Here is a 15149-nt window from a genome sequence, read left to right on the forward strand (position 1 = left end):
TTTTAACATTTCAATCTTTATTTTTGTTTGAAGCACCAAACCCCACTTATATGAAGCTACTCATTGTTGAAGACGAACCCAATCTTTTATCGATTATTCGAAAAGGACTTTCCGAAAAAAACAATGAAGTTAGTGTAGCTCTTGACGGCACCACTGCTCTCGAAATGATTCAAAACCACAATTTTGATGTGATTATTCTGGATATCATGCTCCCAGACATTAATGGAATCGAAATCTGCAGACGACTCAGAGCCTCTAAAAATTTTGTCCCGATTCTCTTATTGACTGCATTGGGAACAACAGAAAACATTGTGACGGGATTAAATGCAGGTGCCGATGATTATCTTGCAAAACCTTTCAAATTCTCAGAATTGGAAGCCCGCATAAGCGCTTTGGCCAGAAGATCAAGCCAGGATCATAAGCCTAACGACAAAATCCAGATTGATGATTTGGAGATTGATTCCCGATCAAAAACCGTAAAGCGGAACGGCGAAACCATACAGCTTACTGCCAAAGAATTCAAATTATTATATTATTTGGCAAAAAACACAGAAATCATCCTATCCCGTGAAAAAATTCTGGATAATGTATGGGATATCAATTTTGATATGAATACGAATGTTGTCGACGTCTACATTAATTATCTGAGAAACAAAATAGACAAACCTTACCAAAACAAATTGATCCACACCATCAAAGGTCTTGGATATGTAATCAAACCTCAATCTTAATGCAGATACGAAAAAAAATTACCGTTACCTATATTGCGCTTTCGTGCTTAAGCACGTTGCTTTTGAGCGTGGTGGTTTTTTTTCTGTTCAAGCAGAATAACGAATATTATTTTCTGAAAAGGCTTCAGGATCGGGCAAAAATTGCTTCTTCAATCTATTACCAAAATGATCTACGCAAGACGCGTTATTTTAAAGAATTCAAAAAAGAAGGACTTGAAGAACTGGTCGAAGAAAAAGACTTTGTCCTAAAAGTAAACGGAGAAAACACCTTCGAATACAACACTGATCTGCATCTTCCTCCGGAATTTTATGCCAGTGTGATGAAAACCGGATCCAGCTGGATCGAAGAAAACTACAGTTATTATTATGGCCAGATTTTTAAGGAATCCGGGCAAAAATATATGGTAATTGTTACCGCAAAAGACCGCCGAGGATATACAAGTGCCATATATATGGTGCAGATTTTAGTATTGGGAGGAGCCGGATTCTTGATTTTGGCTTTCTTTTTCGGAAGACTTTTAGCCCGTCGTGTTATTGATCCTATGGCCAGAATTACCAAAGAAGTTAAGAGAATCAGTGCTTCAAACCTTCACAACAGATTGGCTGATGCCGAAGGAAATGACGAAATATCTGATCTTACGAAAACTTTTAATGATATGCTGGATCGTCTGGAAACTTCTTTTGAAATACAGGCTAACTTCATCAACAATGCTTCGCACGAACTCAAAACACCTATTACTACCATTATAGCCGAAACGGAAATCATGCTATTAAAAGAAAGAGAAGTTGAAGAATACGTCGGTTCATTAGAAAATATAAATCGCCAGGCTACCAAACTGGGCAATTTGACCGAGAGCTTACTAAAACTGACTCAAACAGGTTATGACGGAACCAAGCAAGTATTGGATATTGCCAGAATTGATGAGCTGCTTTTGGAAGCAAAAGCTTCAATTGATACTTTATTTCCAAACAATCGCGTCAACATTAAACTGAATGCTATTCCGGAAGATGAATCGCTGCTAACGATTCCTTGCAACAGGCCGCTGTTGGAATTGGCATTAAACAATATCATTTCAAACGGCGTGAAATATTCCGATAACGACGAAGTTTTTGTAACGCTTTCTGCCGACAAATCAAAAATTAAGATTGCTATTACCGATATCGGCATTGGTATTCCACCAGAAGACATTCCTTATTTGTATGAACCTTTCTTTAGAGGAAAGATCGCATCCAAATATAATGGTTACGGCCTAGGACTGCCTCTGGCAATGAAAATCATCCGCATGCACAATGGAGAACTCCACATCCAGTCTGAAACCGGAAAAGGTACGGTCGTAAATATTACCTTCCATAAAACCAACATTAGAAATTCTAATGTAAAATCTTAAGAAATTCTAATTTTAATCTAAGACCGTTCTAATTTCGGCCCTGTTATTTTGTATGTATAATTAAAACGCTATACATATGAAAAACCTATTAATACCATCGACATTAGAACAGGACACAATTAATGCTATTAAAGTTGCTGTTCAGCAATCAAAAGGAAAAAGCTGTACTATCTTTTTAGCATTGGTCGGTGAAATTCCGGACACCTACTCTTCTGCTGCTTTTTTAAGAAACATTAAAAGCGACATGAGCGTTTCTCAAAAAAGCATTTTGGATAGCTGTCGTGATTTGGTTACAGCTACACAAAACTGCACGTTGAAAATCCACAACCAATATGGAATTTCTGCTCCGGTAATGAAAAACCTGATGGAACACCTCAACATCGAATTGACCATCCTTACACCTTCTTATAAAAATACCGAAAGAAGAATACACAATCAATTCCTGCAGATTCTTGCCAATTGCAAATGCCCGATACTACATCTGAGTCCGAATTTTGAAGAACAGGATTTAAGCAAAGCCCTGTATCTGGAACAAACAAAATCAAGGCTGCACGTTGAAGACCTGCAAGAACTCATTCAGAATCATTTTGATTTCAGAATTGTAAGTCAGGCAAAAATTTTCAGCGACCAGAAACCAGAGGAAATCCAGCCATTGCTTACAGAAGCCATTACAAAAAATAATATCAATCTTTTGATAGAAACAAGAAAACCTAAAAAAATCAAGCTGAAAAACAGAGACTTCAGCATTAATGAAAGTTTTGGCCTGCCCGTATTGTCTCTATATGAGGAAATTGTCTAAATCCGCTGGCCATGGAAAAATTATTAAGAAACAAAATACATATATATGCTACTAAAAAAGAAAATACCAATGAAATATGTACTGGGAAAGATCAAAGTCGAGCTTTTCCTGGTCATCCTATACGTTATCTCCTTTGAAGTTTTCCTAAACTATTATGGGACTAATGCCATAAACATTCCAATTGCTATCCCAACAATTATCGGTACTATCATATCGCTACTGTTGGCATTTAAATCCAACCAGGCGTATGACCGCTGGTGGGAAGCCCGAATCATTTGGGGCGCTATCGTAAACGACTCCAGAACATTAATCAGACAGGTCATTGCTTTCTATAAAGATCCTGATTTTTCAGTAGAAGCAAATGACTTCAAAGAAAATTTTGCAAAAAGGCAGGCGGCATGGTGCTATAGCCTTAGCCAATCGCTTCGAGGAAAAGATCCTTTAAAGGCAGTAAAGCAAATTTTAAGCGAAGAAGATTTCAGATATATCAAAAAGCACAAACATGTTCCGAATGCCATATTGCTATTGCATTCCAAAGACCTGAAAAAAGCAAACGAACAAGGGAAGATAAACACTTACCAACAAGTAGAAATTGACAATACGTTAACAAGACTCTGCGATTCTATGGGAAAGTGTGAAAGAATTAAAAATACAATCTTCCCAACCACTTATAGCATGTACATCCGCTTCACGTTATGCCTTTTTATCATTCTCTTGCCTTTTGGCTTGACCGATTTATTAGGCTGGCTGCAAATTCCGTTGGTAACAACTATTGGTGCGGCATTCTTCCTGATCGAAAAGATGGCTATCCATCTGCAAGATCCGTTTGAAAACCGACCAACGGATACGCCGATGACTGCTATTTCAAGTACAATCGAAAGCAATCTGGTTCAGATGGTAAATGAATTCCGCGATGAATTCGAAACTCCGGTCAAAAAACCGGAAGTTGAGCTCCATCATATCCAACCCGTTAAAAATTCGTATTTTGTACTGTAAGTTTAATCCCTTTTTCTAAAACCGACCTTAAAATAAGGTCGGTTTTTTAGTAAATACAAAAACATTTACGCTCTCTTTATTTGTTATATCTGAAAAAATTTTACTTTTACATAAATCTAACAAAACAATTTATGAAGACAAACACTTTCAGAAGCATTGCTGGCAAAGCATTCTTAATCTTAGGATTCTTATCCTTCAGTTTTTTTGTTTCATGTTCTAATGACAGCAATCCTGAAGCGGTAGCAGAAAAATTCCTAAACCACGTCAATAAAGGAGAGTTCAAAGAAGCAAAAGAATATTGTGACGAGCAGACAGCTTCTTTAATCGGAATGATGGAATCTATGGCTGGTGCTAAAAAAGACGAGCTAAAAAAGAACGACGCAAAAGTTGAAATTATTTCTTCTGAAGTTAAAGACGATAAGGCTACCGTAAAATACAAAACTGTTGGAGGTAAAGCAGAAACTAGTGCTGAACAAACGCTTAACTTGGTAAAAGTTGACGGAAAATGGAAAGTAACTATCGATAAGGAAAACGCTAATAAAGAAGGTGCAAAAGCTCCAGGTGCTGACACAGAAGCTACTGATTCTTTAGCAGCTCCTGCTGATGCTCCAGTTGTTCCTGCTGATTCAACAGAAACGGCAGAATAACTAAACTTTAAACATTTATAAAAGCATTGCTATAATGAAGAAATTTATTTTTTACATAGCAATGCTTTTTATTTTGGGAATTGTCGCCTACAAGCTGTTTTTTTATTTTGATAAAAAATCAGAACAGAAAGACATTATAAAAAATGAAGCTATAACTCGGCTTTCGGAAGAAGAGCTTTCAAAAATTGAAGAAGGTGACTTCATTCTTCGCAGAGGCTTTGGTTTTTTTAGCAATTATATTTCCAAAGAACTCAATTCAGGCCCCATCGATGTTACGCATGCGGGCATCCTAATAAAACGCAACGACTCCATATATGTCGTGCACTCTTTATCTTCAGACGTCACAGACGTTGACGGATTGCAACTCCAACCCCTCAAAGAATTTTTAAAATATTCCTTCCCGAACAAAATCATCATTACGCGGGCCAAAAACTGCGATAAAAATATGGGGGCGAAAATTTCACAACTAGCACAAAAATATCTTGCCATGCATATCCCTTTTGACCATAAAGGGGATTTTGATGATGATTCAAAATTTTTCTGTACTGAAATGATCTGGAAAATTTTGGAAAAAGACTTGCACTGTGTCACTTTACCAACTGAAGCTGAAGCTCGGAAAAAATTCTTTTTTTCTATGACTCCCATGTATGACACCCAATATTTCGACATCAAGATAAATCAATACGATAGTAAGAATAATTGATTATATGAAACCTAATACCAAAAACAAATTTCAATAAGTTTCTTGCTTTGCAGCTCTGCATCTTTGCGAGCAACTACTTCACGTAAAGGCACTAAGTTCCTAATAATAGAAATTTTGAATGTTACTTATCTGGTATAAACTTCTTAAATCAGCGTAATTATTTTAATCCGTGATAATCTGCGACTAAAATAAAAAATTGCAATTGAAGCGAGTCGTATCAAAACCAGATTTTCTTTATCTGATACAAACTTCCCGATAGTCATTTAAGAATAAATAGTATTTTTGCGACATAAACAAAACTGAGAACAAATGAAGGCATACGTATTTCCAGGTCAGGGAGCCCAATTCACAGGAATGGGAAAAGACCTTTACGAACAATCAGAACTAGCAAAAGAATTATTCGAAAGAGCCAATGCAATTTTAGGCTTTCGAATCACAGATATCATGTTTGAAGGAACAGCCGAACAGCTAAAAGAAACCAAAGTAACCCAGCCTGCAGTTTTCCTGCACTCTGTTATTCTTGCCAAAACATTGGGCGATAATTTCAAACCGGAGATGGTGGCCGGCCATTCTTTAGGTGAATTTTCTGCTTTGGTTGCCAATGGAACCTTATCTTTTGAAGACGGATTAAAATTGGTTTCTCAAAGAGCGATGGCCATGCAAAAAGCCTGCGAGATTACTCCTTCTACAATGGCAGCCGTTTTAGGTTTAGAAGACCATATTGTTGAAGAAGTTTGCGCTTCTATTGACGGCATTGTGGTTGCAGCTAACTATAACTGTCCGGGACAACTCGTAATTTCTGGTGAAACAACAGCTGTTGAAAAAGCCTGCGAAGCTATGAAAGCTGCCGGTGCAAAACGCGCCTTAATTCTTCCTGTAGGTGGCGCTTTCCATTCTCCAATGATGGAACCTGCCAGAGAGGAATTGGCTGCCGCTATTGAAAGCACAGTTTTTTCTCAGCCTGTTTGTCCGGTATATCAAAATGTACCTGCAAGTGCGGTTTCTGACCCAAATGAAATTAAAAAGAATCTTATCACACAATTGACAGCTCCGGTAAAATGGACGCAATCTGTACAGCAAATGATTAAAGATGGCGCCACTTCCTTTACAGAAGTAGGCCCTGGAAAAGTACTGATCGGATTGGTTAACAAAATTGATAAAGAAGCAGCTACTTTTTCTGCTTAATCTGATACTACTGCATAAAAAATCCCGCATTAAAATGCGGGATTTTTTTATTTTATCTAACCTCTGATTTTCTTTTCCCATTTCCAGGCACTTTCGATAGCTTCATCCAAAGTCGATTCTGCTTTCCAGCCTAATATGGCATTTGCTCTTTGAGTATCTGCATAAGCCTCTATTATATCGCCTTCACGTCTTCCAACCAACTTGTATGGCAATTTTTGTCCGCTAACCTTTTCAAAGGAATGAATAACTTCTAAAACGCTGCTACCTTTACCTGTTCCAACGTTGAAAACCTCAACAGCGGTTTCATTTTTCTTTCCAATCAATCTTTTTAAAGCAACAACGTGAGCTTTTGCCAGATCCACAACATGAATATAGTCGCGGATACAGGTACCATCAGGAGTAGGATAATCCGATCCAAAAACCGAAAGCTCTTTTCTCAGTCCCATACCTGTCTGAGTAATAAAAGGCACAAGATTTTGCGGCACTCCAATAGGAAGTTCTCCTATTTCTGCAGAAGGATGCGCACCAATCGGATTGAAATAGCGTAAAAGAATCGCATTGACACTTGATACTTTGGCTACATCCTGAATTATTTCTTCGCCAATCTGTTTTGTATTTCCATAAGGAGAAGCCGCTGGTTGTACAGATGCGTCTTCCGTTATTGGCATTTTTTCTGCCTGCCCGTATACGGTACAAGAAGAACTAAAAATAAAATTGGCGTCAGTCTTTGACTGCAATTCCTGCAATAAATAAACCAAGGCATTAATATTATTTTCATAATATAATAGTGGATTTTCCACACTCTCGCCTACTGCTTTTGAAGCTGCAAAATGAATCACTCCGGCAATATCGCTGTGTTTTTTGAAAAACGCTTTTACAGATTCTTTTTCTCTCAAATCAAGATTTTCAAAAACCGGCTTCTTTCCGCTTATGGCTTCAATTCCGTATATCACCTTTTCTTCTGCATTCAAAAGGTTATCGATGATTACAACTTCAAAGCCTTCATTCTGTAATTCAACAACAGTATGTGATCCTATGAAACCTAATCCTCCTGTAACTAATATTTTTTTCAATTTATTTGCTCTTTTGGTAATGATGGTAAAATCTAAAAGGTATTTGCCGTTTTGTTCTTATGATGATTATCCAAGAAATTCAAGAATAGAATCCGTGATAAACTTAATCTGCTCATCATCCAGTTCAGTATGCATTGGCAATGAAATTACTTCCTGTACTAATTGGTTTGTAATTGGAAAATCTTCTTCTTTATAACGAGAATCCAGATATGCTTTCTGGCTGTGCAACGGAATCGGATAGTAAATAGCACAAGGAATGCCTTTATCTAACAAATGTTGCATTAAAGCATTTCTGTCAGCATCCAATATCCTTAAAGTATATTGGTGGAAAACATGTGAATCTCTTTCTCCTGCAATATAAGGTGTAACTATATTTTTATGGTTTGCCAAAGCCTGGCTGTATTTTTGAGCTGCAAGCTGTCTGGCAGCATTATATTCATCCAAAAGAGGAAGCTTTGCATTTAAAACCGCTGCCTGAATGCTATCCAAACGAGAATTCACACCCACAACATCATGATGATAACGCACATACATACCATGATTTACGATTCCGCGCAATTTGTGAGCCAAATCATCATCATTGGTAAAAATAGCACCACCGTCACCATAACATCCTAAATTCTTTGAAGGGAAAAAAGATGTGGAAGCCACATGACCAATCACTCCTACTTTTTCTTTTTTACCGTCAAAATATCTGTAATTTGCTCCAATGGCTTGAGCATTGTCTTCAATTACATACAAATTGTGTTCTTTCGCCAATTGCATGATTGCCTCCATATTGGCTGCCTGTCCAAAAAGATGAACCGGAACAATTGCCTTTGTTTTTGGTGTAATTGCTTTTTTTATTGCATCAACAGAAATATTAAAAGTATCGATTTCAACATCTACCAAAACCGGAGTCAGTTGCAAAAGCGCAATCACTTCAACAGTTGCCGCAAAAGTAAAATCTGCCGTGATGACTTCATCACCAGGCTTTAAATCTAACGCCATCATGGCAATCTGCAAAGCATCTGTACCATTTGCACATGGAATTACATGTTTTGCGCCTAAATATTCTTCAAGATTTTTTTGGAATTTGTGGACTTCAGGGCCGTTGATGTAAGTATTGGTATCGAGAACTTCCTGAATAGAATTGTTTACTGTTTCCTTTATATTTTCGTATTGCCCCTTGAGGTCAACCATTTGGATTTTTTTCATCTAAATTAAATTTAAAACAAGCAAAACTACTAATAAAATGATGGACAACCAATGAAATTTCTCGAAACTAGCGTATTTTAGCAATTCAAAATCAGGCTTATGTTTTTTCTTTATAATCTGTTGGTAATCATTGCGGGATATGCTTTAAAAGCAATCGCATTTTTAAATCCGAAAATGAAGCTTTTTGTAAACGGAAGAAAAAATGTTTTCAAGACTTTGCGTAATAAAATCCAGCCAACAGACAAAACGATATGGTTTCATTCCGCTTCGCTTGGCGAATTTGAACAAGGACTTCCTGTTATGGAAAAAATCCGTAGCCTGTATCCCGAACATAAAATCATATTGACTTTTTTTTCGCCTTCAGGATATGAAGTAAGAAAGAATTCAACTGCTGCTGATATAATCGTATACCTTCCTTTAGACACCCAAAAAAATGCTTCTGAGTTCCTAAAACTGGTACATCCGGAAATGGCATTTTTTATCAAATATGAATTCTGGCCAAATTATTTGAAAGAATTAAAAGAACGAAATATTCCAACCTATCTCTTTTCCGGGATTTTCAGAAAAGACCAGATTTTCTTTAAATGGTATGGTGGTTTTTACCGAAAGGCATTAACTGCTTTCAAAATGTTTTTTGTGCAGAATGAAAGTTCTAAATTATTATTGCAGCAGGTTGGTTTTCAAAATGTAAAAATATGCGGCGACACCCGTTTTGACCGGGTACTAAAAATTTTAGGACGGGATAATTCTTTAGATTTTGTAGAAAAATTCAAAGATGGCAAATTGACCATCGTTTGCGGAAGTACCTGGCCAAAAGATGAAAGCCAATTGGTTAATTTTATAAACACAAATCCTTTTGGCGTTAAATTTATTATTGCTCCCCATAATGTAAAACCGGAACAGATTGCAGAATTGAAAAATAGTATTTCAAAAAAAACTATTCTGTTTTCAGAAATAAAGAATAAAACCCTGTCAGAGTATGATGTCTTTATTATCGACACAATAGGTATTCTCACAAAAATATACAGTTATGCAGACATTGCTTATGTAGGAGGCGGTTTTGGGACTTCTGGCCTACATAACATTTTAGAACCCGCCACTTTTGGTATACCTATCGTTATAGGTCCGAATTATCAGAAATTTTCTGAAGCCGTTGCTTTAGTAGGAATGGGAGGCTGTATTTCAGTGAAAAACAAAAAGGAATTAGAAGAAACCCTCACTTTCCTGATTCAAAATGAAGACGAACGTTCCGAAAAAGGACATGTTGCAAGCACCTTTGTCCAGATGAATAAAAATGCTACGGAAATCATCCTAAATAACTTATAATCCATTAAAAAACACAGACATGGCAACTTTCAGACCTTTGCAGATTTCAGATATCGACACTATTCTGCCAATGATGCAGGAATTTTATAGCATTGACAATTATCCTATCGACATAGCTGTTTCAAGGAGTTTGTTTCTGGAGTTTTTAGAAAAACCGTATTTAGGAAGAGCCTGGCTAATTTATTCAGACGAGGAAATAGTAGGTTATATCATCATGACTTTTATTTTCAGTTTTGAATACAAAGGCACCATTGCTTTTTTGGATGAGTTATATATTTCTGATACCGCCCGAGGCAAAGGAATAGGTAAAAAAGCCTTAGACTTCATCCATCAGGAAGCCCATTCCCTATCATTAAAAATCATTTACCTCGAAATAGAAAACCACAATAAGATTGCCCAGAAATTATACCTTTCCAAAGATTTTGTGGTTCACAATCGAAGCCTCATGAAACTGACTCTAAAATAACTTTAAAAAAGGCTTTAAAAATTTCAGGAACCGTTAAATAGTTCGGTTTTGGATCAAAAATTGTAAATTGCGAGCTCTAAACTTCAATTTTTACCTATGAAATTTTTAAGACTTCTTGTCCTTTTACTGGTTCTTCCTGCCTATTCGCAGCAAGGCGGAATGTGGATTCCATCGCTTTTAAAAGGGATGAATGAAACAGAAATGAAAAATCTGGGAATGAAAATGTCAGCTTCTGACATTTATGACGTAAACAAATCGAGCCTTAAAGATGCAGTGCCTCAATTTAACGGTGGCTGTACTTCTGAAGTTATCTCTCCAAAAGGGTTGCTTCTTACAAACCACCACTGTGGTTTTGGCGAAATCCAATCACATTCTACAGTAGAGCACGATTATTTAACAGACGGCTTTTGGGCAATGAGTTTGGAAGAAGAACTTCCAAATCCAGACCTGGAAGTAACCTTTATCGTAAAAATCGAGGATGTAACTGCCAAAATTTTAGACGGAGTAGCCGCTATTTCTTCTGAAATCGATAAGCAGAAAAAAATTCAGGAAAACATTGCTTCCCTGACAAAGTCTTCTCCAAAAGAAGCCTGGCAGGAAAACCGAATCCGTACTTTTTACGAAGGAAACCAATACATTCTTTTTGTAGTGGAAAGCTACAAAGATGTGCGTTTGGTAGGTGCTCCGCCATCATCTATAGGAAAATTTGGTTCGGATACAGACAACTGGGTATGGCCAAGACATACAGGTGACTTTTCTTTATTCAGAATTTATGCCGACAAAAATAACCGTCCGGCCGCCTATTCAAAAGACAACGTTCCTTATACTCCGAGACACTTCCTTCCGGTTTCTATAAAAGGTGTAGAGGAAAATGATTTCACTCTTGTTTTTGGATATCCTGGCAGAACTACGGAATACCTTCCGTCTGTTGCTGTAGAACAGATCGTAAACGAATTGAATCCTGCTAAAATCGAAATCAGAGACAAAGCCTTAAAAGTGGCCGATGGCTTCATGAGAAAAGACAAGGCAATCAAAATCCAATATGCTTCTAAATATGCGAGCATTGCTAACTATTGGAAAAAATGGATTGGCGAAACTCAAGGATTGAAAAAATCAAATGCCGTTGAAGCGAAAAAGAAATTTGAAAAAGATTTTCTTGAAAAAGTAAACAAAGCAGGAAAACAGGCAGAATATGGAAACCTGTTTACTGACTTTGAAAAAAATTATGCAGAAATTGCTCCTTATGCGTTAAGCAGAGATTATTTTACCGAAGTTGTATTAAGAAATACAGAAATGCTAACTATCGGATACCGTCTTTACCAATTGGAGCAGGTATATAATGTTAGAGGAGAACAGTCTTTTAAAGACAGAAAAGAAGCTACTATCAAGGCTTTGGAAGAAACCTATAAAGATTTTAATGCTACTGTAGACGAAAAAGTCTTTGAACAGCTGATTGAATTATATGCTACCAAAGTACCAAAGCAGTTTTTGCCGGCAAGCATGAAAAACTCAGAATATAAAAAGCTAACCGACAAAATTTACGAACAGTCAAAGCTGACAACCTACAAAGGCTTGAAAGAATTATTGAGCGGCGATACAAAAAGCGTACTGGCTAAGATCAATGCAGACAAAGGTTATCAGTTCGTAAAATCGATGACTGATGTTTATCAAAAAGAAGTCGCTCCAAAATACGAAGAAATCAATCTTAGAATTGCCGCATTACAAAGAACCTACATGAAAGGTATTTTAGAATTAAGTCCTAAAGAAGCGCGAATTTTCCCAGATGCTAACAGCACTTTAAGGGTTACCTACGGAAAAGTAAAAGGCTATTCTCCAAGTGATGCCGTGACTTATAATTACGCTACTTATTTGGATGGTGTTATGGAGAAATACGTGCCTGGCGATTATGAATTTGATGTCCCTGCCAAGCTGATTGATCTTTATAACAAAAAAGATTACGGGCAATACGGAAAGAATGGAAAAATGCCGGTTTGTTTTATCGGAACTAACCACACCACTGGAGGAAATTCAGGAAGTCCTGCCATAGATGCCAAAGGAAATCTTGTTGGATTGAATTTTGACCGTGTATGGGAAGGAACGATGAGTGATATTTATTACGATCCTGCTATTTGTAGAAACATTATGGTCGATATGAGATACGTTCTATTCATTATTGACAAGTTTGCTGGTGCAAAACACCTGATTAATGAAATGAAGGTCGTTGGAGGAAAGAAATAATTGATAATTTACGTCCTGTTTTTTTAAAGATTGACGAAAAATAGGGCGGTAAATTTGAAAATTCAACGGATTGAAACTTCTATTGTGGTTTTTAACAAGCATTGAATGACAAATACCCTATTTAAAGCCTTGTAATTCAAGGAATTTATTTTAAAAAAAAATCTTTAAAAAAAAAGACAATAAATATTTTAAGATATCAAAAAATTTATATCTTTGCTCCGAATTAATAATTAACCTTTATAATTTAGTAAGATGAAAAAAGTTGTATTAAGCTTAGCATTAGTTGCTACTATGGCATTTGTTTCTTGCAAAGAAACTGAAAAACCAGCTGAAGATGCTGCTGTTGAAGCTACAGAAGTTGAAGCTACTCAAGCTGTTGAAAACGCTGAAGTAAACGCTGAAGCTACTGTTGATAGCACTAAAGTTGCTGAAGACGCTAAAGTTGAAGCTGCAAAGACTGAAACTGCTGCTCCTGCTAAACAATAATTAGCACACAGTAAAAAAAATAACCCTGCTTATAGCAGGGTTTTTTTATGCCTTAAAGTTAAAGACTATTGGAAGTTTATACCAGATAGATAACATTCAACAATTCTATTATCTAGGAACTTTGCGGCTCTGCGCCTTTGCGTGGAATAGTTACTCGCAAAGGCGCAGAGCCGCAAAGCAAGAAAAAATATAAAATTATTGGAGTTTGTTTTTGGTATAAGGTTTCAGATAATCAATTAAAGTTAACTACGGTAAATCAGCAAAAATATCTGCTCCCGTAAAATCCAAGACCTCTGCCTTTGGCACATACAATGCCACCTCGGCAATTCCTTTTGCCAATCGCAATTCTGTATTGAATTTTCTGCTAACAGCATAAATCTTGCTATCGATGATTAGCTTATAAAAATACTTACCGCTTGATGCCTTAAATTTCAAACAAAGTGCCGTCTCAGCTTTAGCTCTGATAATCTCAATATCGCTCTCGCAATCCATTTTCAATTCATAAGTCATACTGGTAAAGACGATCTTACCTTTACGCGAAGTATAAACAAACTTGTAGTGATCTTCGTCCTTTTTGCTAATAACGAATGCGCCCATATAAAATTCAAAGTGGTTAAAGACAAAAAAGCCTCCCAATAGAGAGGCTTTTTCATTAATTGATTATTCTTTTAATGATAGTATGTCAAATGTAAGAATAAATATCAACCCTCACAAGGCGACACCAACAATAGGAAACTAAATATTACAACTTCACGATTTCTACGCGGCGGTTTTTTGCCTTGCCATCTTCCGTTCCGTTATCAGCCAAAGGAACTGTTTGCCCCAGGCCTTTTGATTCTAAACGTGTACCGCTAATTCCTCCCGCTACAAGCGCATCTTTTACAGATTTAGCACGTTCTTCTGACAGTTTTAGATTATGAGAAGCAGCCCCGCTATTATCTGTATGCCCTTCAATTCTGATTTTCAATTTAGGATCGCTATTTAAAAGTTTTTGGATTTCGTCAATCACCGGTTTTGACTCCGATTTGATTGTCGCCTTATCCGTATCAAAATTTATATACAATGCTATATGTCCCGTTTTATCTAACTCTTGTTTCATCGCTTCTGCTTTGATTAGTGACGCTGTTGCTTTAAACGGTTTGGTTTCTAATATCATCCAGCCAATAGAACTACCATCGTCCGTTGGCGTATGCTGTACCCAGATATTTCTGTCGGCTCTACGAATCAAATACGTTACTGTCGGCATTTGCCCAATAAATCCATATCCGTCTTTATATTTCAAACCATTATTTTGAGGAATATTAGCAACTGAATCCTGAGGCACTTTACCTTCTGTTATCTTTACACCACCTACTTCAGTTATGATTTGCTCTATGTTTTTTGACAATTCCAGGTCGCTGTACGACTTACCTTCTTTAGCCCTTACATAATCGTAAAAAATCTTTCCTTCCGGTTTTTCAAAATGATCGCCAACCCAGAAATAAGCACGATCATAATCTACCGGCTTGTTCTTGTTGTAATTATAATATCCTTCCGGCAGGTTAAAGTAAGGGAAAGCACCTAATGCTTTTTCTGATATCGGATACGTATTGATATCAAATACTTTTGCTTTTGTCGCTGTTGGAGCTGCCGTTTCTTCTGCAGCAGGAATACTGTCATTTTCCGTTCCTTGCTGGTCTTTTTTACCACCAGAGTTACAAGAAATAACCAGTACAGATAAAGCTACCGCAGCTGTCTTGCCAAAATTCATCTTTTTTAATAGATTGGTTGTTGTGTTCATAGGAGTTTTGTTTAATAGTTGAGCATTAGTAGTTTATTAAGTAAAAAAGTTACAGAGTACAAAGTAAAATGTTTTACTGACATGAAAGTATGACTTGTGAAAATTAAGTTGGCAAAATCAATAGGTGTAAAAAC

General features: G+C 36.7%; 15 protein-coding genes. 11 read left to right on the forward strand and 4 right to left on the reverse strand.

What is annotated here, in order from left to right:
- Positions 1 to 50 precede the first annotated feature (50 nt).
- From ABH942_RS02880 to fabD, 7 genes are all read left to right on the forward strand, one after another.
- On the forward strand, positions 51 to 731 hold the full coding sequence (locus ABH942_RS02880; RefSeq protein ID WP_370029493.1) for a response regulator transcription factor: 681 nt from the start codon (positions 51 to 53) through the stop codon (positions 729 to 731).
- Complete coding sequence (locus ABH942_RS02885) at positions 731 to 2119, forward strand: ATP-binding protein (protein ID WP_370029494.1); 1389 nt, start codon at positions 731 to 733, stop codon at positions 2117 to 2119. Before ABH942_RS02880 ends, ABH942_RS02885 begins: the two co-directional genes overlap by 1 nt.
- A 76-nt stretch (positions 2120 to 2195) precedes the next feature.
- Positions 2196 to 2918 carry a hypothetical protein gene (locus ABH942_RS02890; RefSeq protein ID WP_370029495.1) on the forward strand — a complete coding sequence of 241 codons (723 nt, stop codon included), beginning with the start codon at positions 2196 to 2198 and terminating at the stop codon, positions 2916 to 2918.
- Between the two features lie 45 nt (positions 2919 to 2963).
- Complete coding sequence (locus ABH942_RS02895; protein ID WP_370029496.1) at positions 2964 to 3914, forward strand: bestrophin family protein; 951 nt, start codon at positions 2964 to 2966, stop codon at positions 3912 to 3914.
- Positions 3915 to 4045: 131 nt separating this feature from the next.
- On the forward strand, positions 4046 to 4561 hold the full coding sequence (locus tag ABH942_RS02900) for a DUF4878 domain-containing protein (RefSeq protein ID WP_370029497.1): 516 nt from the start codon (positions 4046 to 4048) through the stop codon (positions 4559 to 4561).
- A 34-nt stretch (positions 4562 to 4595) separates the two neighbouring features.
- The gene (locus ABH942_RS02905) at positions 4596 to 5264 is read left to right on the forward strand and encodes a YiiX/YebB-like N1pC/P60 family cysteine hydrolase (protein ID WP_370029498.1); all 669 of its coding nucleotides are present in this window, start codon (positions 4596 to 4598) and stop codon (positions 5262 to 5264) included.
- 309 nt (positions 5265 to 5573) lie between these two features.
- Positions 5574 to 6449, forward strand: a complete 876-nt coding sequence (gene fabD / locus ABH942_RS02910) for an ACP S-malonyltransferase (RefSeq protein WP_370029499.1) — start codon at positions 5574 to 5576, stop codon at positions 6447 to 6449.
- 56 nt (positions 6450 to 6505) lie between these two features.
- Here the strand turns inward: fabD and galE are convergent, their stop codons facing one another.
- Positions 6506 to 7522: a UDP-glucose 4-epimerase GalE gene (gene galE / locus ABH942_RS02915; RefSeq protein ID WP_370029500.1), complete on the reverse strand. Its 1017-nt coding sequence runs from the start codon at positions 7520 to 7522 to the stop codon at positions 6506 to 6508.
- A 66-nt stretch (positions 7523 to 7588) separates the two neighbouring features.
- Complete coding sequence (locus tag ABH942_RS02920; RefSeq protein WP_370029501.1) at positions 7589 to 8719, reverse strand: DegT/DnrJ/EryC1/StrS family aminotransferase; 1131 nt, start codon at positions 8717 to 8719, stop codon at positions 7589 to 7591.
- A gap of 99 nt (positions 8720 to 8818) precedes the next feature.
- Between ABH942_RS02920 and ABH942_RS02925 the strand changes: the two genes are divergently transcribed.
- From ABH942_RS02925 to ABH942_RS02940, 4 genes are all read left to right on the forward strand, one after another.
- The gene (locus tag ABH942_RS02925) at positions 8819 to 10045 is read left to right on the forward strand and encodes a 3-deoxy-D-manno-octulosonic acid transferase (RefSeq protein ID WP_370029502.1); all 1227 of its coding nucleotides are present in this window, start codon (positions 8819 to 8821) and stop codon (positions 10043 to 10045) included.
- Positions 10046 to 10064: 19 nt separating this feature from the next.
- Positions 10065 to 10511 carry an N-acetyltransferase family protein gene (locus ABH942_RS02930; protein WP_370029503.1) on the forward strand — a complete coding sequence of 149 codons (447 nt, stop codon included), beginning with the start codon at positions 10065 to 10067 and terminating at the stop codon, positions 10509 to 10511.
- A 96-nt stretch (positions 10512 to 10607) separates the two neighbouring features.
- Positions 10608 to 12749: a S46 family peptidase gene (locus ABH942_RS02935; protein WP_370029504.1), complete on the forward strand. Its 2142-nt coding sequence runs from the start codon at positions 10608 to 10610 to the stop codon at positions 12747 to 12749.
- A 252-nt stretch (positions 12750 to 13001) separates the two neighbouring features.
- On the forward strand, positions 13002 to 13235 hold the full coding sequence (locus ABH942_RS02940) for a hypothetical protein (protein WP_370029505.1): 234 nt from the start codon (positions 13002 to 13004) through the stop codon (positions 13233 to 13235).
- 246 nt (positions 13236 to 13481) lie between these two features.
- On the opposite strand, the gene ABH942_RS02945 is transcribed toward ABH942_RS02940, so the two are convergent.
- Both ABH942_RS02945 and ABH942_RS02950 read right to left on the reverse strand, forming a co-directional pair.
- Positions 13482 to 13832: a DUF1508 domain-containing protein gene (locus tag ABH942_RS02945; RefSeq protein WP_370029506.1), complete on the reverse strand. Its 351-nt coding sequence runs from the start codon at positions 13830 to 13832 to the stop codon at positions 13482 to 13484.
- 145 nt (positions 13833 to 13977) lie between these two features.
- Entirely contained in the window at positions 13978 to 15015 is a 1038-nt protein-coding gene (locus ABH942_RS02950; protein ID WP_370029507.1) for an OmpA family protein, read from the reverse strand.
- Positions 15016 to 15149: the final 134 nt, after the last annotated feature.

It is taken from the genome of Flavobacterium sp. 28YEA47A (genome assembly GCF_041262125.1).
Classification (GTDB): domain Bacteria; phylum Bacteroidota; class Bacteroidia; order Flavobacteriales; family Flavobacteriaceae; genus Flavobacterium.

Coding starts and splice junctions, on each gene's coding strand:
- ABH942_RS02890 (WP_370029495.1), top strand. CDS start 2,196: ATGAAAAACCTATTAATACCATCGACATTAGAACAGGACACAATTAAT.
- ABH942_RS02930 (WP_370029503.1), top strand. CDS start 10,065: ATGGCAACTTTCAGACCTTTGCAGATTTCAGATATCGACACTATTCTG.
- ABH942_RS02895 (WP_370029496.1), top strand. CDS start 2,964: ATGCTACTAAAAAAGAAAATACCAATGAAATATGTACTGGGAAAGATC.
- ABH942_RS02940 (WP_370029505.1), top strand. CDS start 13,002: ATGAAAAAAGTTGTATTAAGCTTAGCATTAGTTGCTACTATGGCATTT.
- ABH942_RS02905 (WP_370029498.1), top strand. CDS start 4,596: ATGAAGAAATTTATTTTTTACATAGCAATGCTTTTTATTTTGGGAATT.
- ABH942_RS02920 (WP_370029501.1), bottom strand. CDS start 8,719: ATGAAAAAAATCCAAATGGTTGACCTCAAGGGGCAATACGAAAATATA.
- ABH942_RS02925 (WP_370029502.1), top strand. CDS start 8,819: ATGTTTTTTCTTTATAATCTGTTGGTAATCATTGCGGGATATGCTTTA.
- ABH942_RS02885 (WP_370029494.1), top strand. CDS start 731: ATGCAGATACGAAAAAAAATTACCGTTACCTATATTGCGCTTTCGTGC.
- ABH942_RS02935 (WP_370029504.1), top strand. CDS start 10,608: ATGAAATTTTTAAGACTTCTTGTCCTTTTACTGGTTCTTCCTGCCTAT.
- ABH942_RS02880 (WP_370029493.1), top strand. CDS start 51: ATGAAGCTACTCATTGTTGAAGACGAACCCAATCTTTTATCGATTATT.
- ABH942_RS02950 (WP_370029507.1), bottom strand. CDS start 15,015: ATGAACACAACAACCAATCTATTAAAAAAGATGAATTTTGGCAAGACA.
- ABH942_RS02945 (WP_370029506.1), bottom strand. CDS start 13,832: ATGGGCGCATTCGTTATTAGCAAAAAGGACGAAGATCACTACAAGTTT.
- fabD (WP_370029499.1), top strand. CDS start 5,574: ATGAAGGCATACGTATTTCCAGGTCAGGGAGCCCAATTCACAGGAATG.
- ABH942_RS02900 (WP_370029497.1), top strand. CDS start 4,046: ATGAAGACAAACACTTTCAGAAGCATTGCTGGCAAAGCATTCTTAATC.